This is a genomic window from Pseudomonas sp. (assembly GCF_030147005.1).
GTDB lineage: Bacteria > Pseudomonadota > Gammaproteobacteria > Pseudomonadales > Pseudomonadaceae > Aquipseudomonas.
In genome coordinates this window covers 1-25,409 of the sequence record NZ_JASLAW010000106.1, presented here as the reverse complement: position 1 = coordinate 25,409, position 25,409 = coordinate 1, and the positions used below count along the sequence as shown (strand labels likewise).

Genomic DNA, 25,409 nt, shown 5'->3' with positions numbered 1-25,409 from the left:
GCTGTTCACGGGCCGGGGTACCTTCGCGAGGCTTGTGCTCGCGAGCTGGGCGTTCGCCGCGACTGGTGCTGGCCGATTTTTCCTTGCCCTTGTCCTTGCCTTTGTCTTTACGGCCACCACCACCACCGCCGCCGCCATTTGGACCGTCACCGCGAGGGCCACGGGCATTGCGTGGGTTGCGCACGTCCGGACGTTCACGCACTTCAGGCTTCTCGGCCTCGATGGTGCTGGAATCGAAGCCCATCAGGTCGCCATCGGCGATTTTCTGCTTGGTCATGCGCTCGATGCTTTTGAGCAGTTTCTCTTCGTCCGGCGCGACCAGCGAGATCGCTTCGCCCGAACGGCCGGCCCGGCCAGTACGGCCAATACGGTGCACGTAGTCTTCATCGACGTTCGGCAACTCGAAGTTGACCACGTGGGGCAACTGGTCGATGTCCAGGCCGCGGGCGGCGATGTCGGTGGCAACCAGAATGCGCACTTCGCCGGCCTTGAAGTCAGCCAGGGCCTTGGTGCGGGCGTTCTGGCTCTTGTTACCGTGGATCGCCACGGCCGGCAGGCCATGCTTGTCCAGGTACTCGGCCAGGCGGTTGGCGCCGTGCTTGGTGCGGGTGAACACCAGGACCTGTTCCCAGGCACCGGCGGTAATCAGGTGCGCCAACAGGGCACGCTTGTGGCTTGCCGCCAGGCGGAACACACGTTGTTCGATGCGCTCGACCGTGGTGTTTGGCGGTGTGACTTCAATGCGTTCCGGGTTGTGCAGCAGCTTGCCGGCCAGGTCGGTGATGTCCTTGGAGAACGTCGCCGAGAACAGCGGGTTCTGACGCTTGGCGGGCAGGCGGGCCAGCACTTTCTTCACGTCATGGACAAAGCCCATGTCGAGCATGCGGTCGGCTTCGTCCAGCACGAGGATTTCCACGTGGGACAAATCGACACTGCCTTGGCCGCACAGGTCGAGCAAACGACCCGGGCACGCTACCAGCACGTCAACACCACGGGACATGGCCTGAACCTGAGGGTTCATGCCGACGCCGCCGAAGATGCAGGCGCTGACGAACTTCAGGTCGCGGGCATACAGCTTGAAGCTGTCGTGCACTTGCGCTGCGAGTTCGCGGGTGGGGGTCAGGACCAGTACGCGCGGTTGGCGCGGGCCATGACGCTGGGATTTGTCCGGGTGACCGTTGGGGAACAACCGCTCCAGAATCGGGAGGGCGAAGCCACCGGTTTTACCGGTACCTGTCTGCGCCGCAACCATCAGGTCGCGACCTTGCAACACGGCGGGAATGGCCCGCTGTTGCACCGGAGTAGGCTCGGTATAGCCCGCTGCCTCGATGGCGCGGACTAAAGCCTCGGAGAGACCGAGGGAAGCAAAGGACATGAGTAATCCTGTTTTAGTTAGGGCTTGGCCCAAAGGGATAATCTTGCCGGGCGTGAATAGCGCTTAGGGGAGCGTAATCCCGTCCGGTCCTGCTGCGTCTGGCGGGCACTCCACCGGCTCGCGCGGGCTGCAAAGCTGCGCTGTAGCGGGGTTGGGTGCCTTTTTCAAGACCTCAGCGGCCGGGCGTAAGCCTGGCGGAAAGGCCGGAGTATAACAGAGCAATCACTGCGCGCTGCTTTCCTGCTGCTCAACGGTGTGTTCGGAAGCGCTGATGGGGCCTGTTTGCACAGGGACACCGCTGTATTTGGCGCTCAAGGCGGCATAGGCCGGCTCTTGCTTGAAGCGCCTGAGCTCAGCGGCAAAGCGCTGGACCAGCAGGTCCATGCCCGCGCCACGGCGTACGGCCAGGAACTGCAACTGGCGGCTGACCACCACCGGCGCCTGGCTGACCTTATCTTCCAGGCCCAATTGCTTGATCACGTGCTGCCCCACGCGACGGTCGGTAACCACCATATCAATGCGCCCCAGCATGAGCTTGCCGAAGTTGGCTTCATGGCTGGGCGCGGGTTCGCGCGTGAACGCGTCGGATGCGCTGAAGGCCTCGCCATACAGGTAACCGGGCGATGTGCCCACGGTCAGGCCGCGCAGATCGTCGAGGGTTTCGGCCGGATGCGCCCGTTCGTTGGCGTAGAACAGGACGAATTCGACCGCCGACAAGGGTTCGCTGGGGTAGAGCAGCAACGCGTCGCGCTCGTGGCTGTGGAAAATATCCAGCGCACCGTCGGCGTGGCCCTGGTCAAGCATGGCCAGGCAACGCTTCCAGGGCAGGAACTGCCATTGCACATCCACACCCAGGCGCTGGAACACGATCACCGTGGTTTCATAGTCCAGGCCACGCATGCTGCCGTTGTCGTCGTAAACGTAGGGAGCCCATGGCTCGGTAACAATGCGCAATTTCTCGCCATGAGCGGCCAGGCTCAGGCAAGTTAAAAGCGTAGCGATCAACAACTTGAAAAGGACGGGCATTCCCTGAGGTTACGACGCTCCCGGGATAAAGAGAAGCTCTGGCACGCGCATTGGCGGGCGGGCTTATTTTGCTGGCGCGTCCATCAGGTGGGCGTGGATCGCGGCACGCCGCTCGCCCAGAATCAGGCGCACCACCGGGTTGGCGAACCAGTGTTCGAGCTGGTGCGCGTCAATCGGGCGTTTCTGGCGTTCTTCCTGGTTTTGTCGCGCCTTGTCCCACCAAACCGGCCCGCAGGCCTGGTCGAACTCGTTTTCGTGTTCATAGCAGCCGTAGAGGATTTCGCGGATGAACTGCTGCTGGTGCTTGGGCAGCAGCAGGGTAATCAGCTTGTACATCGTGCGCTGCAAACGCGGCGGGCGCGGCAAGTGTGCGGACACCTGGCGCGTGTCGGCCAGGGCAAGCGCACTGGTGGGCGCGGCGGCGTGCTTGGCGATCCAGGCCTTGACCTTGGCCCGGAACAGCTGCTTGCGGCTCCAGTAATGGTGGATGAGGTCCGGGCACTCGCGCACGTTGACGGTGCGATAGGCGGCGATGGACAGGCAGAACTCTTCCAGGGTGTAGGCGCCCTGGGCATGGGGAAACAGCTCATCCATCAACTCGATGGAGCGGTCGAGGATGTGCGCGTCCTGCTGGGTCAGGCCCATCACGCCGGAGTTGAGGGTCATCATGTCATCGTCGGCCACGCCCATGTCGAGCAGGCGCTGGTAAAGCGCGGTGTAGAGAATGCTTTCGTGGTTGTCGCCGTACTTGGTGTAGAAGGCGTTGCATAACAGCGTGCCTGGCTGCACGCGCTCGAACAGGGCCAGAGGGGAATGGTGAAAAAATGTATCGGTGTCGATCAGCAGCGCTACCGGCGACTCCTGCAACACCTGGCGCAGCACCACGTGCTTGGTGCGGAAGTGATAACCGTGGGGCTCACTCCAGCGTTTGCGGGTGGCCTCGTCCAGCGGGCGCACACGTACCGGCAGCAGGCGATAGGGTTCGGGGTTGTCGCTGAATACCTGGATGTCCACGGCCGCGTCGGGGGTGTCCTGCAGGAAGGCCAAGGCGCTGGCGATGCTGAATACCGCTTCCTGATGATAGGTCTCGGCGCCGAAGACGAGGTAGACCAGCTGCGGACGGGACGTGGGAGGCACTGTATTCATGGACTGCGGGGTTCCCCTCAGGTGGTAAAACAGGTAGGTAAAAATAGGTGCGTAAAACGACAAACGTAAAACGACCAAGGCCCTCGTGAACGAGGGCCTTGGCACAACCGGGCAACGCCTTAACGTGGCAGCTTGAGGTTGTTCCAGATGGCAAGGCTGGGTTCAGCCTGGTTCAGGGTATAGAAGTGCAACCCAGGCGCGCCACCTTGCAACAACTGCTCACACATCTCGGTGATAACCTGCTCACCGAACGCCTGGATGCTTTTGACGTCGTCGCCATAGGCTTCCAGTTGCTTGCGCACCCAGCGTGGGATCTCCGCACCGCAGGCGTCGGAGAAGCGCGCCAGCTTGCTGTAGTTGGTGATCGGCATGATGCCCGGCACGATCGGGATGTTCACACCCATGGCGCGTACCCGCTCGACGAAATAGAAGTAGCTGTCGGCGTTGAAGAAGTACTGGGTGATCGCGCTGTCGGCGCCGGCGTTGGCCTTGCGCACGAAGTTCTGGAGATCATGTTCGAAATTGCGCGCCTGGGGGTGCATCTCCGGATAAGCGGCCACTTCGATATGAAAGTGATCGCCGCTTTCTTCGCGGATGAAGCTCACCAGGTCGTTGGCGTAGCGCAGCTCACCGCTGGCCATGCCCATGCCGGACGGCAGGTCGCCACGCAGGGCGACAATGCGCTTGATGCCGGCGGCCTTGTATTGGGTGAGCAGGCCGTGCAGGTCGGCCTTGCTGTCGCCCACGCACGACAAGTGCGGAGCGGCGGGAACTTTGACTTCGCTTTCGAGCTGCAGCACGGTGTTGATCGTGCGGTCACGGGTCGAACCGCCGGCACCGTAGGTGCAGGAGAAGAAGTCGGGGTTGTAGCTGGCCAGCACCTTGGCAGTGGCCATCAGTTTTTCATGCCCAGCATCGGTCTTGGTCGGGAAGAACTCGAAGCTGAAGCGACGGTCTTGGGACATGGTAATACCCTTTGAAACTCAGAAGCCGACTGTGCAACCCACCTGCACTGTAGGAGCGAGCTTGCTCGCGAAGAACGTCAACGATAACGCGTAAAACAGGATGTACGCGGTGCCCTTGAATTTTTCGCGAGCGAGCTCGCTCCTACAGGTAGAGCAGGTGGAGCTGGTTACTTAGTAGCGGTAAGCGTGCGGCTTGAACGGACCTTCAACGGTCACGCCGATGTAGTCGGCCTGGGTCTTGGTCAGTTGAGTCACGACGCCGCCGAAGCCGCGTACCATCTCCAGGGCCACTTCTTCGTCGAGTTTCTTCGGCAGTACTTCCACGGTCAGGCGCTCGGCTTTCTGCGCGGGCGACAGGTCGGCGTACTTCTGTTCGAACAGGAAGATCTGTGCCAGTACCTGGTTGGCGAACGAGCCGTCCATGATGCGGCTTGGGTGGCCAGTCGCGTTACCCAGGTTCACCAGACGGCCTTCGGCCAGCAGGATCAGGTAATCGTCGTTCTGCGGGTCGAAAGTACCCGCGCCGGTACGGTGAACCTTGTGTACCTGTGGCTTCACTTCTTCCCATGCCCAGTGCTTGCGCATGAAAGCGGTGTCGATCTCGTTATCGAAGTGGCCGATGTTGCACACCACGGCGCGCTTTTTCAGGGCCTTGAGCATGTTCGAGTCGCAGACGTTCACGTTACCGGTGGTGGTGACGATCAGGTCGATCTTGCCCAGCAGGGCTTTGTCGATGCTCGCTTCGGTGCCGTCGTTGATACCGTCGATGAACGGCGAAACCACTTCGAAACCGTCCATGCAGGCTTGCATGGCGCAGATCGGGTCAACTTCGGAAACCTTGACGATCATGCCTTCCTGGCGCAGGGACTGGGACGAACCCTTGCCCACGTCGCCGTAACCGATCACCAGGGCCTGCTTGCCCGACAGCAGGTGGTCGGTGCCGCGCTTGATCGCATCGTTGAGGCTGTGACGGCAGCCGTACTTGTTGTCGTTCTTGCTCTTGGTCACCGAGTCGTTGACGTTGATGGCCGGGATTTTCAGCTCGCCCTTGGCCAGCATGTCCAGCAGGCGGTGTACGCCGGTGGTGGTTTCTTCGGTCACGCCGTGGACGCGGTCGAGGATCTGCGGGTACTTCTTGTGCAGCAGCTCGGTCAGGTCGCCGCCGTCGTCGAGGATCATGTTGGCATCCCAAGGCGCGCCATCCTTGAGGATGGTTTGCTCCAGGCACCACTCGTACTCTTCTTCGGTTTCGCCTTTCCAGGCGAACACCGCAATACCGGCGGCAGCGATAGCGGCAGCGGCCTGGTCTTGAGTCGAGAAAATGTTGCAGGACGACCAGCGCACTTCGGCACCCAGGGCAACCAGGGTTTCGATCAGCACGGCGGTCTGGATGGTCATGTGGATGCAGCCGAGAATCTTCGCGCCCTTGAGCGGTTGTTCTGCGGCGTACTTGCGACGCAGGCCCATCAGGGCAGGCATTTCGGATTCGGCGATAAAGGTTTCGCGACGGCCCCAGGCGGCGAGGGACATGTCGGCGACTTTGTAGTCGTTGAATTCTGCAGGCGTAATAACAGCGCTCATGAAGAGCCTCCATTCGTAGTGTGCGAATGGGCGCCGTTGTGCGTTTAGTATCGAGCCAGGTGAACCAGGCCAGACAACGCCCCATCCGAGCCTGACAGGCCAAGCCTGCTGCAGCGCCCCTCGGACAGGTGGCGGGAGAACGGTATCAACAGAAGATGACCGTTTTGAAGCGGAGGCGATTATAGCTGTGTGCGCCAGACTTCCCAAGCCTTTCCGTCGGCCATATGAAGAACGCTCATGGGGCTGATAGGCAATGGCTCATAGAGCTTGGCCCCCGGCTCTGCCATGATGTTGCCCATCATTTCGCAAGACGTTTTGGAGCGGCCATGAACTTCCACACCCGCAAATGGGTAAAACCCGAAGACCTCAACCCCAACGGCACCCTGTTCGGTGGCAGCCTGTTGCGCTGGATCGACGAAGAAGCGGCGATCTATGCGATCGTCCAACTGGGTAACCAGCGTGTGGTGACCAAGTACATCTCCGAAATCAACTTTGTCAGCGCCTCGCGCCAGGGCGATATTATCGAGCTTGGCATCACCGCCACCGAATTTGGCCGCACCTCCATCACCCTGACGTGTGAAGTGCGCAACAAAATTACGCGCAAAAGCATCCTCACCGTGGAGAAAATGGTCTTCGTCAACCTCGGCGAAGACGGCCTGCCGGCGCCCCACGGGCGTACCGAAATCAGGTACGTGAAGGACCAGTTCAAGGACGACAGCCTGCCCGAGTGACAACACCTCGGTGTTTTACCAAATCGTTCCCGCATGGATCGTCGCGAGGCTCTCTCATCACTCAGGATTACACCCTGTAGAGAGAGCTCGCACATGAAAGTGTTTAACTCAATCGCGAAAATTCAACCCTCGTTGAGTGATCAGGCTCATTCCCCGGGCAATCACACAATCAAGACGCTGCTGGTGAAGGGGGTGGGCGAGCGTAATGTGTCGCTCGTGCGTGATCACCAGGGGCGGGTGACGGTGATCTTATCGGCGCCCCCCGTCACGAACCTGGTGCTGAGTGGGGGAGGGGCCAAGGGCATCGCTTTTTCAGGGGTGGTGCAGGCTCTTGAGCACGCCGGCAAGCTGCAGGGTATCCAGTTGGCGTGCGGCTCATCCGCCGGGGCGATTTCGGCGGCGCTGGTTGCCAGTGGCTTGGGGGCGGCGGCATTCGATAAGTTATCGGACAGCATTGATCTGCCGAGCCTGCTGAACAGCAAGGATGCCGTGACGGCATGGATGCAGGACGCCAGCACGACAGTCGGCAAACTCATCGCCCGCTTGCCCGGCCCCGTGGGCAATGTTTCTCAGCTGTTGATGACCTTGCTGCCGCGCCTGCAAACTGAAGCCTTGCCTCTGGAGGAATTGATCCGCAACGAGTCGCGCCGCTCGATTCTGGCGCACATCGCACAAAGCCCTCGAGAAACCCGGCCCGCCGAAGTCATCAAAATTGCCGATAAGCTGAGTGCCGGGGGCGCACCGACGTTCGGCGACCTTGAGGTGCTGAACCGGCATATCCCCGCGATCAAGCAACTGAGCATCACCGGCACCGGTATGTTTGCTCAACGCCCGCAGTTGGTGGTGTTCAATGCCAGCTTGACCCCGCAGATGGACATCGCACGGGCAGCGCATATTTCAGGTGCGTTGCCGGTGGTGTTCAAAAACCCGGTGGAACAAGGCCATGGCTTTCAGGTGTCGGGTGAAACCACCGCGTTCAAGGACGGTGGTTTATTGCTCAATACTCCTGCGCCGGGCGTGGTGCAAAAGTCGTTTCCTGACAGCCCCTTGAACAGGCCTGAAGCGTTGATCGTCAATTTCGAGGCCAGCGCCCCTGATGTACCGGTGCGAAGTGGCAGCTTTCTGAGCAGTGTGGTTGACCACGTCACCGGCGTTGCGCATTCGGCCGCTGTAGCTTTCCAGGATAAAAAGCTCGAAGCGTTTGCCGATCAAATCGTGACATTGCCGCTCAAGACCGAAAAAGGTGATTTTCATGGCCTGCTGACCGGCACTGTCAACTTCACGATGCAGGATGAGCAAAAGCAGCACCTGCAGGCCAAGGCGCAGCGAGCCGTGGAGATGCATTTGGAGCGTCGCTCCACGGCACTTGAGCACCACTCGTTTCAATCACTGCATGAGGCCGTGCTGGCCATGGACGATCAACTGCTCGCCAGCGTACAGCTTGCGCTGCAAAAAGATCCGGCCGCTGCGCAGGTGCTGGCGTTCAGAAACAGCGCCCAGCAAGCGTTGCAAGCTTTGGATGACGCGATCACCGAGGCGAACCAGGCGCAGGACACACTGGTGTTCACGCCGAACATTTCATCAGCGCTGCGCAACCTCGATGCCCTCGTACATCAGCCTGAGCAAAGCGACTGGTTGGGGCGGCGTCTCAATGCCGCAGGCCAGCGCAACTTTCAGCAGTTGCTGCAAGTGGCGGCCAGGCAGATCGCCAGCGGTGCATTGCCGATGTCCAAAGTCATCGTCGGCGCTGTCGCCGAGATGGGCGCACGTGATATCGCGATGAAAGCAGAAAACTTTACACGCGAAGTGATCTACCCCTCGTTGTTTCGGCCAGGCCAACCCGAGGTCAACGTTGATTTGTTGCATCGCGCGGCTCACGACCTGGCCTGGGCCACCACGCCCGCTCAGTTCAACGCGGTGCTCGACACCATCGGTGACCGCTACAAAGCACGCAATAAGCCGTGGGATAAGGCGTCCGGTTCCACCACCGTGGAGATGGCCAAGGCCTGGCGGATTGCGCTTTAGTTGCCTGGCCACTGAACAGCCATCGTGGCCGCGTGTCGTAGCTACACGCCCCCCTTGGACTCCGGATAATCATGGCCACCGACGAAGCAGGCAAAACCCCCAACCTGTCGCAGGAAGAGCAGCAGGACGTAGACAACAACCAGCCGCCCCGCGCGGCGGTGCTGCATGAAATCATTCGTACTCAGGGCGACCAGGAGCTGGAGCGCAGCGTCGCGGCGTTGTGGTGGTCTGCCCTGGCGGCTGGGTTGACCATGGGCTTGTCGCTGATGGCCATGGGCTTGCTCAACTCGCGCTTGCCGGACGGCGAAGCGTTCAAGGTCATCGCCAGCTTTGGCTATTGCGCGGGTTTCCTGGCGGTGATCCTGGCGCGGCAGCAACTGTTTACCGAAAACACCCTCACTGCGGTGTTGCCGGTGATGAGTAAGCCCACCCTGACCAATGCCGGGCGCCTGTTGCGACTCTGGACGGTGGTACTGGTGGGTAACCTGTGCGGCACGCTGCTGGTGGCTTACGTGATGCTGCACCTGCCAATCTTCGACACCAAGACCGACATGGCCTTCCTCGACATCGGGCGCAAGATCATGGAAAACGACGCCGGCCAGATGTTCGCCAAAGGCATCGTCTCCGGCTGGATGATCGCCACCATGGTGTGGATGATCCCGTCGATGGAAAGCGCCAAGATGTGGATCATCATTCTGATTACTTACCTGATGGCCCTGGGGGATTTCACCCATATCGTGGTGGGCTCGGCGGAAGTTTCGTACCTGGTGTTTGCCGGCGAACTGTCGTGGCATGACTTCTGGCTGGTATTTGCCGGCCCCACCCTGGCCGGCAACATCATCGGCGGCAGCTTCATCTTCGCGTTGATCAGCCATGCGCAGATTCGCAGTGAGAGCGGGGCGCCCAATTTGAACACTGGCGGGGCCGGTAAACGCCCCACGAAGCACTCCGACTCGGCGGCGGATAAATAGCCCATGCCGGTTTCGGGCCTGGAAGGGCGCAGTGGCGGGTTTTGCGCAAGTGTTGCTCGGCAACCCGGCGCACAACGGCATGGACGCCGCCTTAAGCCGGGTCGGCCACCTTGCGCACCACCCGGCCAATGGTCAGGCCCTGAAGCAGAATCGACGACAGCACCACGATATACGTGATGCTCAGCAATAGGTCGCGTTCCGGGCCCAGCGGCAATGCCAGGGCCAGTGCTACCGAGACGCCACCGCGCAAACCGCCCCAGGTCAGGATGCGGATGGTGCCGCGCGGTACCGTGCGCCAGCGCCGCAGCAGAAGGATCGCCGGGGCCACGGTCAGCAGGCGTGACAGCAGGATCGCCACGGCCAGCAAGCTGGCCGCCAATACGTGCAGCCAGTTGAACGGCAACAGCAGCAGTTCCATGCCGATCAGTGCAAACAGCAGGGCGTTGAGCATGTCGTCGAGCAGCTCCCAGAAACCGTCCAGGTAGCGCCGAGTCATGTCGTTCATCGCCAGCTTGCGTCCCAGGTTGCCGATGATCAGCCCGGCCACCACCATCGCAATCGGCGCCGAGACGTGCAGTTCGGTGGCCATCGCCGAGCCGCCGATCACCAGCGCCAGGGTCAGCATGACTTCGATCTGGTGCTGTTCGATGCTCTTGATCATCAGGTACACGAGGTAACCGATCAGCCCACCGAACACCACGCCGCCGATCGCCTCATGGGCGAACAGCATTGCCGTGGCGCCTACGGTCGGTGTTTCACCCAGCTGCGCGATGCCCAGCAAGACGGTAAACACCACCACCGCTGTGCCGTCGTTGAACAACGACTCGCCGACGATCGTGGTTTTCAGCGGTTTGGAGGCATTGGCGGTACGCAGCACGCCCAGGACCGCAATCGGGTCGGTAGGCGAAATCAGCGCGCCGAACAACAGGCAATACAGGAAGCTCACGTGCCAGCCGAACAGGGCGAAGATGTAATACGCCAGGCTGCCGATCACCACGGTAGCGATCAACACGCCAAAGGTCGCCAACAGGCCGATGGGCCAGCGGTAGCTGCGCAGGTCGCTCAGGTTGACGTGCAACGCGCCGGCGAACAGCAGGAACGAGAGCATCCAGTTCATCAGCAAATCGCCGAAGTCGATTTGGCCGATCAATTGCTGGATGCGTTCCTCCAGGCCGGGGTAGCCGATAAAACTGAGGCCTTGCAGGATCAACGAAAACAGCAGCGCGGTGACCATTACGCCAATGGTTGGCGGCAGGCCGATAAAACGGAAGTTCACATAGGTGAGCAGGGTGGTGAGGCAAATGAAGGCGGCGACAAGTTCAAGCATCCGGGGTCCTTGGGACGGGGAAAGGTAGGCACAGCGTGCGTCGAAACGTTGTTTAGTATAAACAGGCAATTATAGGAAAGAACCTTTCGGCCGATCACGGCTCATAGCTTGAGGATGGCGCCGATGGGCATGTGGATGATGACGCTCTGACTGCCTTGATAAAACTAAAAAGGGAATGACTGATGACAGTGGCTTTCTGGTGTGTGTTGATCGCAATCTTTCTGCCGTACCTGTGTACCGGCGTGGCCAAGTTCAGCGGGGGCAAGTTCGGGCCGCGACATAACCACGACCCGCGCGCGTTCCTGGACACCGTGGAAGGCGTTGCCAAGCGTGCTCACAATGCGCAACTCAACAGCTTTGAAGTGACCCCGGCCTTCGCGGCGGCGGTGATCATCGCCCACCTGGCCGGCACGGCCGAATTGGTGACGATCAACGTACTGGCGGTGCTGTTCATCACCAGCCGCCTGCTGTACATCATCTGCTACCTGGCGGACTGGGCGATGTTGCGTTCGATGGTGTGGTTTGTGGGAATGGCGCTGATCGCGAGTTTCTTCTTCGTCTCGATCTGACGCTTGACGCACATCCCCCCTGTGGGAGCGGGCTTGTTTGCGAATGCGGTGTTCCAATGTCAGATGTGCTGACTGAGACACTGCATTGGCGAGCAAGCCCGCTCCCACAGGGGGTGCTTCAGTGTTTGTCAGGTCCCCGCAGGCGCGTCCGGCACTTGCGGCAACGGCGTGCCTTTGGGCCACAACATCCAGATTTGCCCCTGCTGTTTCATATTCCCCGCCAATTCGCCAGCGGCATCGCCCGTGCCCCAGAACAGGTCTGCGCGCACTTCGCCAGTAATGGCACCGCCAGTGTCCTGTGCCGCCACCGGCCGGGTGATCGGCGAACCGTCAGGCTTGGTGGTCGAGAGCCATAACAAACTTCCCAGCGGAATGACCTTGCGGTCCACCGCCACGCTGTAACCTGCCGTCAATGGCACATTCAGCGAGCCGCGCGGCCCTTCATTGCTGTCGGGGCGGGCGCTGAAGAATACATAGCTGGGGTTGCTCGCCAGCAGTTCCGGAATGCGCTGCGGATGTGCCTTGGCCCAGGCGCTGATAGCCCCCATGCTCACGTCTTCTTTTTTCAGCTCGCCTTGCTCGATCAGCCAGCGGCCGATAGGGCGGTAGGGATAGCCGTTCTGGTCGCCATAACCCACACGCAGTTGACGCCCACCTCCCAGTTGAATACGCCCAGAGCCCTGGATCTGCAGGAACTGCAGGTCCATCGGGTCGGTCAGCCAGGCTATCGGCTTGGCGGTCGAGCCTTGGGCGTTGAGGGTGCCGGCATCGTCATACGGCTTGAGCACGCGGCCCTCCAGGCGGCCGCGCAGGCGTTTGCCCTTGAGTTCCGGATAGATGCTTTCCAGATTGACGATAATCAGGTCATCCGGCACGCCGTATACCGGCACATGCGCGGTGGCGGTTTCGGTCAGGCTGCCGGGGTAGACCGGCTCGTAGTAGCCGGTGATCAGGCCGTTCGGTGTGTTATCGGCTGATCGCAGGCCGAATACATCCAGGCGCTCCTTAAGGAACCCGCGAACCGCCACGGCGTCGCCCGGTACGCTGGCCGCCGCCGCGCAGGTCGCGCCCCAGACCGGGTCGGCCTTGAGACGCTGACAGGCACTGCGCCAGGATTCGAAACCCGCCAGCAAGTCGCTGTCGGAAACCGAAGGCAGCGATTCCCATGGAGCGTTCACGTAAGTGGCGACCGCATGGGGTTTGGCGGCATCTTCCTTGGCAGTCTCTTTGCCGGTGTCCTGGCCGACGTCGCAGCCGGCCAGCAGCGCGATCATCGGCAGAGCCCACGCCAGGCGGCTCCAGGGTTTCAAATTGACATTCATGCTAGTAATTCCTGAAGCGATTGCCCGCGCGTTACTGCGTTCGGGCAACCCTTATTATTAATAGGGCTATTGGTCTTTGCGGACAGGGCGGGGATACTGGCCGCCGTTTTCCGTGACTCTGAGCCACCATGACTTTTAAAAAGATGACGGTTGTAGTGCTGGCCTGCCTGGCCTTGTCCGCCTGCGGCGGTGTTGACCCCAACTCGCCCCTGGGCCAGCGCAAGGCGATCTTCAAGCAAATGCTCAAAACCAGCGAAGACCTGGGCGGCATGTTGCGCGGGCGTATCCCCTTCGACGGCGCCCGGTTTGCCGACGGCGCGGTCAAGTTGGACGCCTTGGCCCATGAGCCCTGGCAGCACTTCCCGAGCGTACGTGAAGAGGACCACACCAGTGCCAAGGATGAGGTGTGGCAAAAGCAGGCGCAATTCCAGCAACTGGCCCGCGACCTTGAGGCGGCCACCGGTGAATTGGTGACCGCAAGCCAAGTCCAGCCCTATAAAGCCAGCAGCCTTCAACCTGCGGTGCAGAAAGTCGAAGATGCCTGCAGCGCTTGCCATAAGCAGTTCCGGGATCATTGACCGGTTTTACTGGTCGAGTTCTTCCACCGCATCCTGCAACTCTTTGCGTGATTCGGCCAGCTTGTCCTTGCGCTTGTTGATCTTGTCCGCATCGCCTTTTTTCATGGCTTTGTCGAGGTCGGCCTGACGGCGGCTGACTTCGTGCTTGGCATCAAGCACCTTGTTTTCGCGCTCTTTTTTCAGCGATGCATCAGTGCAGTTGGCGGTGACTTCGCTCAGGGCTTTTTCCAGGCCGGCCTGTTGGGCGCTGTTGCCATGGGCCTTGGCCTGTTCGATCTGGGTGCTGATGGCTTGGCGCTTGGCGGCGCAGCCTGCCAGCGGTTGTGCTTCGTCGGCGGCCAGCAGCGGCGTGGCCATGAAGCTTGCGACAGTCAGTAAGGCAAGAGGGGCAATAAATTTCATAGTAGGGCTCCAAGGTAGCAATCAGAGGGCGGGCCGGGCTCAAAAACCGTCTATGCCGGCTCCATGTAATGTTTCAGCCAATGCCTGTACTTGCGGGTCGCGAAAAAAGGCGCTCAGTTGCGCCGCGCGTCGCGGGCCGATGCCTTCTGAGGCCAGCCAGGCTTGGGTGTCTTTGGCGACCAGGGTATGCCAGTCGCCCTCCAGGTTGTTGCGCGCCGCGGGCGGCACCCCCAATGCTTTCAGCCATTGTGCAAAAGGGCGTTTGCGGGCGCTTTGAATACTGTCGAGTACCCGCGCACGGGTGCGTTCGCCGAAACCATCGATGTTAGCAAGCTCTGCCGCATCCAGGGTTAACCAATCGAGAAAGCCTGCGATTAGACCGCCCTGGATCAATACGTTCCAGGTTTCACGGCCCATATGTGGCAGGGCCAAACCCTGGTTGCTGCTCAGCCAGGTGAGGCGCGAGAGCAGTTGTTCCTCGCAGCCAGGGTCCAGTTGCCAACAACTCAAGGCGTGAAAGTCTCGCGTATCGGGTACGGCTACTTCCACTCGGGTGTTGTTGCGCAGGATCACCTCGTCGAGTCGGGGAATGACCTGGCCGGCCAGGCTGATGGACACCTGGTCACCGGGGCGGATGTCCAGGGCCTGCCAGTTTTTCAGCGAGCCTGCGCTTACCCGCCTGATTTGCCGGTCATCGAGCCGCACCGGGTCCAGTTCGAGAATCGGTGTGATACGCCCGGTACGCCCGATCCTGAACTGCACCTTGCGCACCAGCGCCAGCGCCTTGGTTGCCGGGTATTTCCAGGCGACCGCCCAGTAGGGTGCGCTGGCTTGCCAGCGTTTGGCCGGAGCGCGCGCGGCCTGGTGCAACACCACGCCATCGCTGGCGAACGGCAGCGCATGGTTGTACCAATAGGCGCGCCAATGCGTGGCGTCGCCAATGCTGTCGACGGACTGGCTATAGCGCTGGCTGTCGGTGAACCCCCAGCGCGCCAGGATGGCCAGGCGCTCGGTGAAGCTTGCCGGGCCCTCAGGCCAGGCCCAGATGAACAGCCCGATCCCGGCGGCCTCGGTGTCGCTCAATTGCCGCCGGTTCATCAAGCCGGCCACTTTGCTGCGCGCGTTGAGCCCGCCGTTTGCCGACTGTACGTGGCCGTCGAGGCGCCAGTAGAGCTCGCCTTGCAGCACCGCGTCGACGGGCTCCGGCAGGTGTTGGACGATGCCTGGGATCTTGCGCGCGGAAGCTGACCAATCGTGACCGAACAGGCCGTCGCCGCGGCTGATGAGTTGGTGCAGTCGGCCTCGGCGATACACCAGGGTCACTGCTACCCCGTCGACCTTGGGTTGAATCCAGACGTCCCGTCGGGTGCTGAGCCATTCACCCACATCGGAGGCGTCCAGCAGTTTCTCCAGGCCGGTATGCGCAACCGGATGGCGCAGTGTGCCTCGTGAGCTTGCCAGCGGGTTGTCAGCGTCGGGTGTGGGTTGCAGCGCGCATGTGCGCCAATGTGCCAGGCGTCGGCGGGCCTGGTCGTAGAGTTCATCGTTGATGGGGGACTGGCCCTGCCGGTGGTAGATGTCATCCCATTCACTGACCTGCCTGGCCAGCGTGTCGATTTGCGTCCGGGCGTCATCGGGACACTCTTCGGCCCAGGCCCAGCACGGTAGAAAGCCGATCAGAAGAACCATTAACAAGCGCATCGTGAGCATCCTTGCTCGAAAAGGGCGTTCAGCCTAAGTGATGCGCACGGGCATAAAAAAGCCCCGACCGGGCGGGGCTTTTTACCGGGTATTTCGGTTTGCTTGAACAGGCAGCCTGACGCGTGCTGCGCGTCGTCGTGATCAGCCTTGGCCCGCTGCTTTTGCTGGCCCGCGCCGATGTTGGCCCGGTTTTCAGCGATTTTGTTGCACCGTTTAAAAATAAAAAAGCCCCACCGGGCGAACCCGGCGAGGCTTTATGAACCGCAAGCGATTACAGGCCTGCAGCGGTCCGCAGGTCGTTGGCGCGGTCGGTTTTTTCCCAGGTGAAGGTGGTGAAGGTGTCGTCGCCCACAGTCTTCTGCGCAGGGGTACGACCGAAGTGGCCGTAGGCTGCGGTTTCCTGGTACATCGGGTGCAGCAGGTCGAGCATGGTGGTGATCGCGTAAGGGCGCAGGTCGAAGATCTCACGCACCAACTTGACGATCTTGTCATCGCTGATCTTGCCGGTACCGAAGGTGTTGAGCGAGATCGAAGTAGGCTGGGCCACGCCAATGGCGTAGGACACTTGAATCTCGCAACGCTCGGCCAGGCCCGCGGCGACGATGTTCTTGGCCACGTAACGACCGGCGTAGGCGGCGGAACGGTCCACCTTGGAAGGGTCTTTGCCGGAAAACGCGCCACCACCGTGACGGGCCATGCCGCCGTAGCTGTCGACGATGATCTTGCGACCGGTCAGGCCGCAGTCGCCCACGGGACCGCCGATGATGAACTGGCCGGTCGGGTTGATGTGGAACTGGGTGTCCTTGCTCAGCAGCTCGGCAGGCAGCACGTGCTTGACGATCAGCTCCATCACGCCTTCGCGCAGGTCGGCGTAGGACACGTCCGGGTTGTGCTGGGTCGACAGTACAACGGCGTCGATGCCCACAACTTTGCCGCCTTCGTAGCGGCAGGTGACCTGGGACTTTGCGTCCGGGCGCAGCCAAGGCAGCAGGCCGGATTTACGCGCTTCGGCCTGGCGCTGCACCAACTGGTGAGAGAAGGTGATCGGCGCGGGCATCAGCACGTCGGTTTCGTTGCTGGCGTAGCCGAACATCAGGCCCTGATCGCCGGCGCCTTGATCTTCAGGCTTGGCGCGGTCCACGCCCTGGTTGATGTCGGGGGACTGCTTGCCGATGATGTTCATCACGCCGCAGGTCGCGCCGTCGAAGCCGACGTCGGAGCTGTTGTAGCCGATGTCGGTGATCACGTCGCGCACGATCTGCTCAAGGTCAACCCAGGCAGTGGTGGTGACTTCGCCGGCGATGATCGCCACGCCCGTTTTCACCAGAGTCTCGCACGCCACGCGGGCGAACTTGTCTTCAGCAATGATGGCGTCCAGCACCGCGTCAGAAATCTGGTCGGCGATTTTGTCCGGATGCCCTTCAGACACGGACTCGGAGGTGAAAAGGGAGTATTCGCTCATCTCGATGTTTTCCTGATATTTACCGATGGTGAGTGTCGCCAGCCGGTCGCTGAAAATGGCGGACCTGGATCTGGAAACCATTACGTAAACCTACATAGAGGCTTTCCCCGGGAACGAGTCCCGCAGCGGTGGCCCAACGGGCCAAATCGTCCTGTTCAAAACCCAACCAGAGATCACCGCAGGCCTCCTTGGCCCAATTCTGGTTGTGGCTGCATAAATCCGTCACCAGCAGGCTACCGCCGGGGTGCAGCAACCCGGCCATTTGCTTGAGCGCGTCGGCGGGGGCGGCAAAATGGTGCAAGACCATGTTCAGCACCACGCAATCGGCCTGCAGGCTGGTGTCACTCAGGGCGTCGGCCAGTTGCAGCCTGACATTGCCCAATGCTTCACGCTCGCACAGCTGACGCGCCAGTTCGAGCATCGCCGGGCTGTTGTCCAGTGCCGTCACCTGCCCAAAGCGCCGCGCCAGGTCAGGCAGGAAACCGCCGTCGCCGGGGCCGACTTCCAGGGCCGTGGCCTCATTGCTGAAGCTCAGCTTGTCCAACAGCGCCAATACGCTTTCGCGGTACTGGGGCAAGCTGGCGATCAGGTCTTGCTGAGCACGAAATTTCTCAGCAACCCGTGCGAAAAAATCCTGACTGGCGGCGGCGCGTTGCCCGTGGACCTGGCCGACGCGCGACTGTACGTCGCTCGGCAGGTCCAGGTTGTCCACTTCTTCGAGCAGGGCGGCGTGCAATTTGCCGCCGAGCATCTCGGTGTGGGGCAGGGCGCGGCGGTAAAAAATCGCATTGCCTTCACGGCGGGTCGCCACCAGGTCGGCCTGGGCCAGGACCTTCAAGTGATGGCTCATGCCTGACTGGCCGATGGCGAAGATCCGCGCCAGTTCCAGTACGCCGAACGAGTCATTGGCCAGTGCGCGCAATACGTTCAAACGCAACGGGTCACCCGCAGCCTTGCAAAGGGCTGCCAGTTCATCGCCGTCATCAGGACGTAGGGAGGGCACGGGTAGGTTCATAAGGCCAGCAGTCTAGTGACGGGTGGTAATCGCCGCAAGGCCAATATCAAAAAGTTTTGATATTGATCGATAAGTGGCAGTCATAAGCAGCCGCTATAACCTCTAGACGAACCCGCGCGCGAGTTCTGCAAGGGGTTGGCGGGCAAACCGCAGGAAAAACACCGTCAAGTGACTATCTATCATTGCCCGCAGGCGGTGGCTGAGGGAAAATGCCGGTCCTTTTTTCCGTTTCCTTATTCAAGCCCCCAGGAGATCAGCGATGCCCAGCCGTCGTGAGCGTGCCAACGCCATTCGTGCCCTCAGCATGGATGCCGTGCAAAAAGCCAACAGCGGCCATCCCGGTGCCCCGATGGGCATGGCGGATATCGCCGAGGTACTTTGGCGTGACTACCTGAAACACAACCCGAGCAACCCGTCGTTCGCCGACCGTGACCGCTTCGTGCTGTCCAACGGCCACGGCTCGATGCTGATCTACTCGCTGCTGCACCTGACCGGCTACGACGTCACCATCGATGACCTCAAGAGCTTCCGCCAGCTGCACAGCCGCACCCCGGGCCACCCTGAATTCGGTTACACCCCAGGCGTCGAGACCACCACCGGTCCCCTGGGCCAAGGCCTGGCCAACGCCGTTGGCTTCGCGCTGGCTGAAAAAGTCCTGGGCGCACAGTTCAACCGCCCCGGCCATGACATCGTCGATCACCACACCTACGTATTCCTGGGTGATGGTTGCATGATGGAAGGTATCTCCCATGAAGTCGCCTCCCTGGCCGGCACCCTGGGCCTGGGCAAGCTGATTGCCTTCTACGATGACAACGGCATCTCCATCGACGGCGAAGTCGAAGGCTGGTTCACCGATGACACGCCAAAGCGTTTCGAAGCCTACAACTGGCAAGTGATCCGCAATGTTGACGGCCATGATCCGGAAGAGATCAAGACCGCCATCGACACCGCGCGCAAGAGCGCGCAGCCGACCCTGATCTGCTGCAAGACCACCATCGGTTTCGGTTCGCCGAACAAGCAGGGCAAGGAAGACTGCCACGGCGCCCCACTGGGTGACGCGGAAATCGCCCTGACCCGCGAAGCGCTGAAGTGGACCCACGGCCCGTTCGACATCCCGGCCGACATCTACGCCGAGTGGGATGCCAAGGAAAAAGGCCTGGCCGCCGAAGCCGAGTGGGACCAGCGCTTCGCTGCCTACTCCGCCGAATTCCCTGAGCTGGCCAATGAACTGGTGCGCCGCCTGGCCGGTGACCTGCCTGCCGATTTCTCGGAAAAAGCCTCGGCCTACATCGCCGAAGTCGCGGCCAAGGGCGAGACCATCGCCAGCCGTAAAGCCAGCCAGAACACCCTGAACGCCTTCGGCCCGTTGCTGCCGGAAATGCTCGGCGGTTCGGCTGACCTGGCCGGTTCCAACCTGACCTTGTGGAAAGGCTGCAAAGGCGTGTCGGCTGAAGACGCCAGCGGCAACTACATGTACTACGGCGTGCGCGAGTTCGGCATGAGCGCCATCATGAACGGCGTCTCTCTGCACGGCGGCCTGGTGCCTTACGGCGCGACCTTCCTGATGTTCATGGAATACGCGCGTAACGCGGTACGCATGGCCGCGCTGATGAAGAAGCGCGTGATCCATGTGTACACCCACGACTCCATCGGCCTGGGCGAAGACGGCCCGACTCACCAGCCGGTCGAGCAACTGACCAGCCTGCGCACCACGCCGAACCTCGATTGCTGGCGCCCCGCCGACGCGGTGGAATCCGCCGTGGCCTGGAAGCACGCCATTGAGCGCAAGGACGGCCCTTCGGCGCTGATCTTCTCGCGTCAGAACCTGCAACACCAGGTACGTACCGACGTGCAAATCGCCGACATCAGCCGTGGCGGCTACGTGCTCAAGGACTGCATCGGCGAGCCTGAACTGATCCTGATCTCCACCGGTTCCGAAGTTGGCCTGACCGTTCAGGCGTACGACAAGCTGACCGCGCAAGGCCGCAACGTTCGCGTTGTGTCCATGCCATGCACCAGCGTGTTCGAAGCCCAGGACGCCGGCTACAAGCAATCGGTACTGCCGTTGCAGGTCAGCGCGCGTATCGCCATCGAAGCGGCTCACGCCGACTACTGGTACAAGTACGTGGGCCTGGAAGGCCGCGTGATCGGCATGACCACCTATGGTGAGTCGGCGCCGGCGCCAGCCTTGTTCGAAGAGTTCGGCTTTACCCTGGAAAACATCCTGGGCCAGGCTGAAGAACTGCTGGAAGACTAAAAGCGCAAATGCGGTGACCCCATGGTTGCCGCTTTCACTGTAGGAGCGAGCTTGCTCGCGAAGACCGTTAACGATAACGCAGCGTTTCTGGTTTGACGCGGTGCTCTCAGGTTCTTCGCGAGCAAGCTCGCTCCTACAGTAGTTTGTGTTGCCCATACTGCGAGAACCCCATGCCCCAACCCCGTCCCTACAAAGTTGCACTCAACGGCTACGGCCGCATTGGTCGTTGCGTCTTGCGTGCGCTGTTTGAGCGAGGGACGACGGCCGGGTTTGAAATTGTTGCGATCAACGATTTGGCCGACATGGCCAGCATCGAATACCTGACACGCTTCGACTCCACCCACGGCCGCTTTCCCGGCGAAGTGCGGGTCGACGGCGATTGTCTGCATATCAATGGCGACTGCGTAAAAGTACTGCGCAGTGCCACCCCCGAGGGCATCGACTGGGCGGCGCTGGGCGTCGACCTGGTGTTGGAATGCTCCGGTGCCTACCACACCCGTGCCGATGGCCAGCGTTTTCTCGACGCCGGCGCACCGCGTGTGCTGTTTTCCCAGCCGATGGCCAGCGAGGCGGATGTGGACGCCACCATCGTCTACGGTATCAACCAGGATTGCCTGACCGGCGATGAGCTGCTGGTGTCCAACGCCTCGTGCACCACCAACTGCAGCGTGCCGCTGTTGCGCCTGCTGGATCAGGCGATCGGCCTGGATTATGTGTCGATCACCACGATTCACTCGGCAATGAACGACCAACCGGTAATCGACGCCTATCATCATGAAGACCTGCGCCGCACGCGTTCGGCGTTCCAGTCAGTGATTCCAGTGTCCACCGGCCTGGCGCGTGGCATCGAGCGATTGCTGCCGGAACTTGCCGGGCGAATCCAGGCCAAAGCGGTACGGGTGCCGACGGTGAACGTGTCCTGTTTGGACATCACCATGCAAACCGTGAGCGACACCGATGCGACGCAGGTCAACCGGATATTGCGCGACGCCGCCAGCAGTGGCCCGCTCAAAGGCTTGCTGGCCTACACCGAGTTGCCCCACGCCAGCTGTGATTTCAACCATGATCCGCATTCGGCGATTGTCGATGCCAGCCAGACCCGCGTTTCCGGCCCCAGGCTGGTGAACATCCTGGCCTGGTTCGACAATGAATGGGGCTTTGCCAACCGAATGCTCGACGTTGCAGAACACTATCTGCAAGTGGCTTCCAAACAACCTCAACAGTAATTCAGGAACTGCGACCCATGACCGTGTTGAAGATGACCGACCTCGATCTGCAAGGTAAGCGCGTACTGATTCGCGAAGACCTCAACGTCCCAGTCAAGGACGGTGTTGTCACCAGCGATGCGCGAATCCTGGCCTCGCTGCCGACCATCAAGCTGGCCCTGGAAAAAGGCGCGGCCGTGATGGTCTGCTCCCACCTGGGTCGCCCGACCGAAGGTGAGTTCTCTGCCGAAAACAGCCTCAAGCCTGTGGCCGAATACCTGAGCAAGGCCCTCGGCCGCGACGTGCCCCTGCTGGCTGATTACCTGGGCGGCGTCGACGTCAAGCCGGGTGACATCGTGCTGTTCGAAAACGTGCGCTTCAACAAAGGCGAGAAAAAGAACAGCGACGAACTGGCCCAGCAATATGCCGCCCTGTGCGACGTGTTCGTGATGGACGCCTTTGGCACCGCCCACCGCGCCGAAGGTTCCACCCACGGCGTGGCCAAGTTCGCCAAGGTCGCCGCTGCCGGCCCGCTGCTGGCCGCTGAGCTGGATGCACTGGGCAAGGCCCTGGGCGCTCCGGCACAACCGATGGCCGCGATCGTCGCGGGTTCCAAGGTTTCCACCAAGCTGGACGTACTCAACAGCCTCAGCCAGATCTGCAACCAGCTGATCGTCGGCGGTGGCATTGCCAACACCTTCCTGGCCGCAGCTGGCCACCCGGTGGGCAAATCCCTGTACGAGCCGGACCTGCTCGACACCGCGCGCGCCATCGCCGCCAAAGTCAGCGTGCCGCTGCCGGTGGACGTGGTCGTCGCCAAGGAATTCGCGCAAAGCGCCGAAGCCACCGTCAAGCTCATCGCTGACGTGGCCGACGACGACATGATCCTGGATATCGGCCCGCAAACCGCGGCCAACTTTGCTGAGCTGCTCAAAGCCTCCCAGACCATCCTGTGGAATGGCCCAGTCGGCGTATTCGAGTTCGATCAGTTCGGCAACGGTACCAAAGTGCTGGCCAACGCCATCGCGCAAAGCCCGGCGTTCTCCATCGCCGGCGGCGGCGACACCCTGGCGGCTATCGATAAATACGGCGTTGCTGATCAGATCTCCTACATTTCTACCGGTGGCGGCGCGTTCCTCGAATTTGTCGAGGGCAAGGTACTGCCGGCCGTAGAAGTGCTGGAAACCCGGGCCAAAGGTTAAGGCGCGCGTGGTCAGGAAAAAGGAGCGTCCCATGATCAAGTCGTTGGCACTGGTGATTGCAGTGGGCCTGCTGGCCGGCTGCGGCAGCACGCCAAGCGCGGCGCCTGAGGTGGATAAAGCCCAGGCGCCGCAGAAAAAAAGCTGCTACCAGGCTGACTGGCAAGCCGAGACCATGCCGGTGATCAACAAGCGCATCGGCAACGAACGCCTGGAGAAATACGACTCCGCGCCCAACGGTCAGGAACAGGGTTGCCCTTGACGGGTCTGATCCACTAACCCACAGCAATGGCGGCCCCAGGTCGCCCTGCGAGGATAGGCAATGAAAGGCGTTATCGCCCTGGCGGCACTGGCTTTGTTGGCCGGTTGCAGCAGCATGAACATGTTCAGCAAGGCAGAGCCTGCCGACAAGTGGACGACCTGGACCTGCGACAGCAAGGCCGAGGTCAACTGGCGCTTTGCCAATGCGGCCCGCTCCGAGGTGGATGTGCGTCTTGGCGGATCGGACCAGGTTTACCGACTCAAGCAGGACGTGGCGGCTTCGGGCGTGCTGTACAGCAACGACCAGTTGGCGTTTCACACCAAGGGTGAGGAAGGCCTGGTTTACTGGGTGGCCACGGATGATCTGATCGGGCGGGGCTGTAAGGCCCAATAGTGGAATCACTGAAGATCACTGTGGGAACGGGCAAGCCAGCTCCCACATTGATGCGGTTCACAGGGGTATTTGCGCCAAGCCACACCAGCAATAACGATTCAGCAGGCCAGGCCTACAAAACCTGGCCTGCAATAACTTGAATAGCAGCCACCGCTACGGCAGGCTTGCACGATTAACGACCCTCGACCGGGAGAGACAACACAATGGCACTTATCAGCATGCGTCAAATGCTGGACCACGCAGCCGAGTTCGGCTACGGCGTCCCAGCCTTTAACGTCAACAACCTTGAGCAGATGCGCGCCATCATGGAAGCCGCTGACAAGACCGACTCCCCAGTGATCGTCCAGGCTTCGGCCGGTGCGCGCAAATACGCCGGGGCGCCATTCCTGCGCCACCTGATCCTGGCGGCCATCGAAGAATTCCCGCACATCCCGGTGTGCATGCACCAGGACCACGGCACCAGCCCTGATGTGTGCCAGCGCTCCATCCAATTGGGCTTCAGCTCGGTGATGATGGACGGCTCCCTCGGCGAAGACGGCAAGACCCCAACCGACTACGAGTACAACGTACGCGTTACCCAACAAACCGTGGCCATGGCTCACGCCTGCGGCGTATCGGTTGAAGGCGAGCTGGGCTGCCTGGGCTCCCTGGAAACCGGCATGGCCGGCGAAGAAGATGGCATCGGCGCCGAAGGCGTGCTCGATCACAGCCAGATGCTGACCGACCCCGAAGAAGCCGCCGACTTCGTCAAGAAGACCCAAGTGGACGCCCTGGCCATCGCCATCGGCACCAGCCACGGCGCCTACAAGTTCACCAAGCCACCGACCGGCGACGTGCTGGCCATCGACCGCATCAAGGAAATCCACAAGCGCATTCCCAACACCCACCTGGTGATGCACGGTTCTTCCTCGGTACCGCAAGAATGGCTGGCGATCATCAACCAGTACGGCGGCGACATCAAAGAAACCTATGGCGTACCGGTTGAAGAGATCGTCGAAGGCATCAAGTACGGCGTGCGCAAGGTCAACATCGACACCGACCTGCGCCTGGCGTCCACCGGCGCGATGCGCCGCCTGATGGCCACCAACCCGAGCGAGTTCGACCCACGTAAATTCTTCGGCGCTACCGTGACCGCGATGCGTGATGTGTGTATCGCGCGTTACGAAGCGTTTGGTACTGCGGGGAATGCTTCGAAGATCAAGCCGATCTCGTTGGAAGCGATGTACCAGCGTTATTTGAAGGGTGAGTTGAACGCTAAGGTGAACTGAGCCGTTACGGTTCAGTTGTATTAAAAAAACCCGTCTCTTAGACGGGTTTTTAAGTCTGTGACTGGCTAAAGCCGCGCAATCACGTGCCACTGCGGATATGCACTTGTGTTATTGCCTTTGAAATGTCATATCGTAAGTTTTACCGACATTCGGCCCGCCACGTTCGACCGTTACCTTGCCGTCCAAGTTTTGATAACTGTCCGATGAGCTTAGGGTTATGTTAAGTATGCTATCCCCCGTCTTGGCTTGAGCGCGCAGCTTAAAACCCTGAGCTGTGAAAGTTCCGGTAACGTTGAAGTTCAGTCCGTAATAAGCCATTTCGGCCTTTGTAATTTTGCCTGCCTGTGTGTCTGATCCGGTAATTTTCAGAGTGGCGGCATTACGTTCGCCGGGATCATATACAGCACCCTCGTAGGTGCCGTTGGGGCTGGTTAGGGCCATGATTTTCACCTTTCTATGTAAATTGTGAAGTGACCTGATACCTCTCCTAGGCCACTGATGTGTGCTCTCAATTTGCATCGGTGAGGTTAGCTAAGCGGCCGCTCTGAGGAACCTGTTAATGCTGACAGTTATTTATACTTTTTTGCTATAGCTGACGCTGCGATCGCATCGTTTAAGGTGATAGGCCT

At 60.8% G+C, this 25,409-nt stretch carries 24 protein-coding genes and 1 riboswitch; of the genes, 12 read left to right on the top strand and 12 right to left on the bottom strand.

What is annotated here, in order from left to right; translation table 11 throughout:
- The 5 genes from Q1V60_RS09975 to ahcY form a co-directional block, all read right to left on the bottom strand.
- Positions 1-1,375, bottom strand: a 1,375-nt coding sequence (locus Q1V60_RS09975; RefSeq protein WP_300629845.1) for a DEAD/DEAH box helicase, incomplete at its 3' end; no start/stop codon positions are given.
- 222 nt (positions 1,376-1,597) lie between these two features.
- Entirely contained in the window at positions 1,598-2,401 is an 804-nt protein-coding gene (locus Q1V60_RS09970) for a transporter substrate-binding domain-containing protein (RefSeq protein ID WP_300629844.1), read from the bottom strand.
- Positions 2,402-2,464: 63 nt separating this feature from the next.
- On the bottom strand, positions 2,465-3,547 hold the full coding sequence (locus Q1V60_RS09965; RefSeq protein ID WP_300629842.1) for a hypothetical protein: 1,083 nt from the start codon (positions 3,545-3,547) through the stop codon (positions 2,465-2,467).
- Between the two features lie 119 nt (positions 3,548-3,666).
- A complete protein-coding gene (gene metF, locus Q1V60_RS09960) occupies positions 3,667-4,512 on the bottom strand; it encodes a methylenetetrahydrofolate reductase [NAD(P)H] (RefSeq protein WP_300629840.1) in 846 nt (281 codons plus the stop codon).
- Positions 4,513-4,683: 171 nt separating this feature from the next.
- Complete coding sequence (gene ahcY, locus Q1V60_RS09955; RefSeq protein ID WP_300629839.1) at positions 4,684-6,093, bottom strand: adenosylhomocysteinase; 1,410 nt, start codon at positions 6,091-6,093, stop codon at positions 4,684-4,686.
- Positions 6,094-6,114: 21 nt separating this feature from the next.
- Positions 6,115-6,221, bottom strand: a riboswitch (S-adenosyl-L-homocysteine riboswitch).
- Positions 6,222-6,419: 198 nt separating this feature from the next.
- Between ahcY and Q1V60_RS09950 the strand changes: the two genes are divergently transcribed.
- The 3 genes from Q1V60_RS09950 to Q1V60_RS09940 all read left to right on the top strand — a co-directional run bounded on the left by Q1V60_RS09950 (position 6,420) and on the right by Q1V60_RS09940 (position 9,820).
- Positions 6,420-6,824: a hotdog domain-containing protein gene (locus tag Q1V60_RS09950; protein WP_010207175.1), complete on the top strand. Its 405-nt coding sequence runs from the start codon at positions 6,420-6,422 to the stop codon at positions 6,822-6,824.
- 93 nt (positions 6,825-6,917) lie between these two features.
- Positions 6,918-8,849: a patatin-like phospholipase family protein gene (locus Q1V60_RS09945; protein WP_300629835.1), complete on the top strand. Its 1,932-nt coding sequence runs from the start codon at positions 6,918-6,920 to the stop codon at positions 8,847-8,849.
- 71 nt (positions 8,850-8,920) lie between these two features.
- Positions 8,921-9,820: a formate/nitrite transporter family protein gene (locus Q1V60_RS09940; RefSeq protein WP_300629832.1), complete on the top strand. Its 900-nt coding sequence runs from the start codon at positions 8,921-8,923 to the stop codon at positions 9,818-9,820.
- A 91-nt stretch (positions 9,821-9,911) separates the two neighbouring features.
- Here the strand turns inward: Q1V60_RS09940 and Q1V60_RS09935 are convergent, their stop codons facing one another.
- Positions 9,912-11,147, bottom strand: coding sequence for a sodium:proton antiporter (locus Q1V60_RS09935; RefSeq protein WP_300629830.1), 1,236 nt, complete (start codon positions 11,145-11,147; stop codon positions 9,912-9,914).
- Positions 11,148-11,329: 182 nt separating this feature from the next.
- Between Q1V60_RS09935 and Q1V60_RS09930 the strand changes: the two genes are divergently transcribed.
- Complete coding sequence (locus Q1V60_RS09930; RefSeq protein WP_300629828.1) at positions 11,330-11,716, top strand: MAPEG family protein; 387 nt, start codon at positions 11,330-11,332, stop codon at positions 11,714-11,716.
- A 128-nt stretch (positions 11,717-11,844) separates the two neighbouring features.
- Here the strand turns inward: Q1V60_RS09930 and Q1V60_RS09925 are convergent, their stop codons facing one another.
- Positions 11,845-13,038 carry a murein transglycosylase A gene (locus Q1V60_RS09925; protein ID WP_300629827.1) on the bottom strand — a complete coding sequence of 398 codons (1,194 nt, stop codon included), beginning with the start codon at positions 13,036-13,038 and terminating at the stop codon, positions 11,845-11,847.
- Between the two features lie 128 nt (positions 13,039-13,166).
- On the opposite strand from Q1V60_RS09925, the gene Q1V60_RS09920 reads away from it, so the two are divergent.
- On the top strand, positions 13,167-13,616 hold the full coding sequence (locus Q1V60_RS09920; protein WP_300629825.1) for a cytochrome c: 450 nt from the start codon (positions 13,167-13,169) through the stop codon (positions 13,614-13,616).
- 6 nt (positions 13,617-13,622) lie between these two features.
- Here the strand turns inward: Q1V60_RS09920 and Q1V60_RS09915 are convergent, their stop codons facing one another.
- On the bottom strand, positions 13,623-14,018 hold the full coding sequence (locus Q1V60_RS09915; RefSeq protein WP_300629822.1) for a DUF1090 domain-containing protein: 396 nt from the start codon (positions 14,016-14,018) through the stop codon (positions 13,623-13,625).
- A 39-nt stretch (positions 14,019-14,057) separates the two neighbouring features.
- Positions 14,058-15,719: an NAD-dependent DNA ligase LigB gene (gene ligB / locus Q1V60_RS09910; RefSeq protein WP_300629819.1), complete on the bottom strand. Its 1,662-nt coding sequence runs from the start codon at positions 15,717-15,719 to the stop codon at positions 14,058-14,060.
- 122 nt (positions 15,720-15,841) lie between these two features.
- Here ligB and Q1V60_RS09905 point away from each other — a divergent pair, with 122 nt between their 5' ends.
- A complete protein-coding gene (locus Q1V60_RS09905; RefSeq protein ID WP_300629816.1) occupies positions 15,842-15,979 on the top strand; it encodes a hypothetical protein in 138 nt (45 codons plus the stop codon).
- Between the two features lie 11 nt (positions 15,980-15,990).
- Here Q1V60_RS09905 and metK read toward each other — a convergent pair whose 3' ends face one another.
- Together metK and Q1V60_RS09895 are read right to left on the bottom strand one after the other, a co-directional pair.
- Positions 15,991-17,181, bottom strand: a complete 1,191-nt coding sequence (metK, locus tag Q1V60_RS09900) for a methionine adenosyltransferase (protein WP_083356355.1) — start codon at positions 17,179-17,181, stop codon at positions 15,991-15,993.
- Between the two features lie 19 nt (positions 17,182-17,200).
- Positions 17,201-18,196, bottom strand: a complete 996-nt coding sequence (locus Q1V60_RS09895) for a metalloregulator ArsR/SmtB family transcription factor (RefSeq protein ID WP_300629814.1) — start codon at positions 18,194-18,196, stop codon at positions 17,201-17,203.
- A gap of 259 nt (positions 18,197-18,455) precedes the next feature.
- Between Q1V60_RS09895 and tkt the strand changes: the two genes are divergently transcribed.
- From tkt to fba, 6 genes are all read left to right on the top strand, one after another.
- Entirely contained in the window at positions 18,456-20,453 is a 1,998-nt protein-coding gene (gene tkt, locus Q1V60_RS09890; protein WP_300629811.1) for a transketolase, read from the top strand.
- Positions 20,454-20,623: 170 nt separating this feature from the next.
- Positions 20,624-21,679 (top strand): erythrose-4-phosphate dehydrogenase, encoded by a 1,056-nt coding sequence (gene epd, locus Q1V60_RS09885; protein ID WP_300629810.1) that lies wholly within the window; start codon positions 20,624-20,626, stop codon positions 21,677-21,679.
- 17 nt (positions 21,680-21,696) lie between these two features.
- A complete protein-coding gene (locus tag Q1V60_RS09880) occupies positions 21,697-22,860 on the top strand; it encodes a phosphoglycerate kinase (RefSeq protein ID WP_300629809.1) in 1,164 nt (387 codons plus the stop codon).
- Between the two features lie 31 nt (positions 22,861-22,891).
- Positions 22,892-23,119, top strand: coding sequence for a hypothetical protein (locus Q1V60_RS09875; protein ID WP_300629807.1), 228 nt, complete (start codon positions 22,892-22,894; stop codon positions 23,117-23,119).
- A 60-nt stretch (positions 23,120-23,179) separates the two neighbouring features.
- The gene (locus Q1V60_RS09870) at positions 23,180-23,512 is read left to right on the top strand and encodes an MliC family protein (RefSeq protein WP_300629805.1); all 333 of its coding nucleotides are present in this window, start codon (positions 23,180-23,182) and stop codon (positions 23,510-23,512) included.
- Positions 23,513-23,715: 203 nt separating this feature from the next.
- Positions 23,716-24,780 carry a class II fructose-bisphosphate aldolase gene (fba, locus tag Q1V60_RS09865; RefSeq protein ID WP_003177554.1) on the top strand — a complete coding sequence of 355 codons (1,065 nt, stop codon included), beginning with the start codon at positions 23,716-23,718 and terminating at the stop codon, positions 24,778-24,780.
- Positions 24,781-24,888: 108 nt separating this feature from the next.
- On the opposite strand, the gene Q1V60_RS09860 is transcribed toward fba, so the two are convergent.
- Complete coding sequence (locus Q1V60_RS09860; RefSeq protein WP_300629785.1) at positions 24,889-25,221, bottom strand: hypothetical protein; 333 nt, start codon at positions 25,219-25,221, stop codon at positions 24,889-24,891.
- Between the last annotated feature and the right edge of the window lie 188 nt (positions 25,222-25,409).

Excerpts from the sequence above, each read along its gene's own strand:
- metF (WP_300629840.1), bottom strand. The coding sequence starts at position 4,512 with ATGTCCCAAGACCGTCGCTTCAGCTTCGAGTTCTTCCCGACCAAGACC.
- Q1V60_RS09945 (WP_300629835.1), top strand. The coding sequence starts at position 6,918 with ATGAAAGTGTTTAACTCAATCGCGAAAATTCAACCCTCGTTGAGTGAT.
- Q1V60_RS09930 (WP_300629828.1), top strand. The coding sequence starts at position 11,330 with ATGACAGTGGCTTTCTGGTGTGTGTTGATCGCAATCTTTCTGCCGTAC.
- Q1V60_RS09920 (WP_300629825.1), top strand. The coding sequence starts at position 13,167 with ATGACTTTTAAAAAGATGACGGTTGTAGTGCTGGCCTGCCTGGCCTTG.
- Q1V60_RS09940 (WP_300629832.1), top strand. The coding sequence starts at position 8,921 with ATGGCCACCGACGAAGCAGGCAAAACCCCCAACCTGTCGCAGGAAGAG.
- metK (WP_083356355.1), bottom strand. The coding sequence starts at position 17,181 with ATGAGCGAATACTCCCTTTTCACCTCCGAGTCCGTGTCTGAAGGGCAT.
- Q1V60_RS09880 (WP_300629809.1), top strand. The coding sequence starts at position 21,697 with ATGACCGTGTTGAAGATGACCGACCTCGATCTGCAAGGTAAGCGCGTA.
- Q1V60_RS09915 (WP_300629822.1), bottom strand. The coding sequence starts at position 14,018 with ATGAAATTTATTGCCCCTCTTGCCTTACTGACTGTCGCAAGCTTCATG.
- Q1V60_RS09860 (WP_300629785.1), bottom strand. The coding sequence starts at position 25,221 with ATGGCCCTAACCAGCCCCAACGGCACCTACGAGGGTGCTGTATATGAT.
- epd (WP_300629810.1), top strand. The coding sequence starts at position 20,624 with ATGCCCCAACCCCGTCCCTACAAAGTTGCACTCAACGGCTACGGCCGC.
- tkt (WP_300629811.1), top strand. The coding sequence starts at position 18,456 with ATGCCCAGCCGTCGTGAGCGTGCCAACGCCATTCGTGCCCTCAGCATG.
- Q1V60_RS09870 (WP_300629805.1), top strand. The coding sequence starts at position 23,180 with ATGAAAGGCGTTATCGCCCTGGCGGCACTGGCTTTGTTGGCCGGTTGC.
- Q1V60_RS09935 (WP_300629830.1), bottom strand. The coding sequence starts at position 11,147 with ATGCTTGAACTTGTCGCCGCCTTCATTTGCCTCACCACCCTGCTCACC.
- Q1V60_RS09895 (WP_300629814.1), bottom strand. The coding sequence starts at position 18,196 with ATGAACCTACCCGTGCCCTCCCTACGTCCTGATGACGGCGATGAACTG.
- Q1V60_RS09875 (WP_300629807.1), top strand. The coding sequence starts at position 22,892 with ATGATCAAGTCGTTGGCACTGGTGATTGCAGTGGGCCTGCTGGCCGGC.
- fba (WP_003177554.1), top strand. The coding sequence starts at position 23,716 with ATGGCACTTATCAGCATGCGTCAAATGCTGGACCACGCAGCCGAGTTC.
- Q1V60_RS09925 (WP_300629827.1), bottom strand. The coding sequence starts at position 13,038 with ATGAATGTCAATTTGAAACCCTGGAGCCGCCTGGCGTGGGCTCTGCCG.
- ahcY (WP_300629839.1), bottom strand. The coding sequence starts at position 6,093 with ATGAGCGCTGTTATTACGCCTGCAGAATTCAACGACTACAAAGTCGCC.
- Q1V60_RS09965 (WP_300629842.1), bottom strand. The coding sequence starts at position 3,547 with ATGAATACAGTGCCTCCCACGTCCCGTCCGCAGCTGGTCTACCTCGTC.
- ligB (WP_300629819.1), bottom strand. The coding sequence starts at position 15,719 with ATGCGCTTGTTAATGGTTCTTCTGATCGGCTTTCTACCGTGCTGGGCC.
- Q1V60_RS09970 (WP_300629844.1), bottom strand. The coding sequence starts at position 2,401 with ATGCCCGTCCTTTTCAAGTTGTTGATCGCTACGCTTTTAACTTGCCTG.
- Q1V60_RS09950 (WP_010207175.1), top strand. The coding sequence starts at position 6,420 with ATGAACTTCCACACCCGCAAATGGGTAAAACCCGAAGACCTCAACCCC.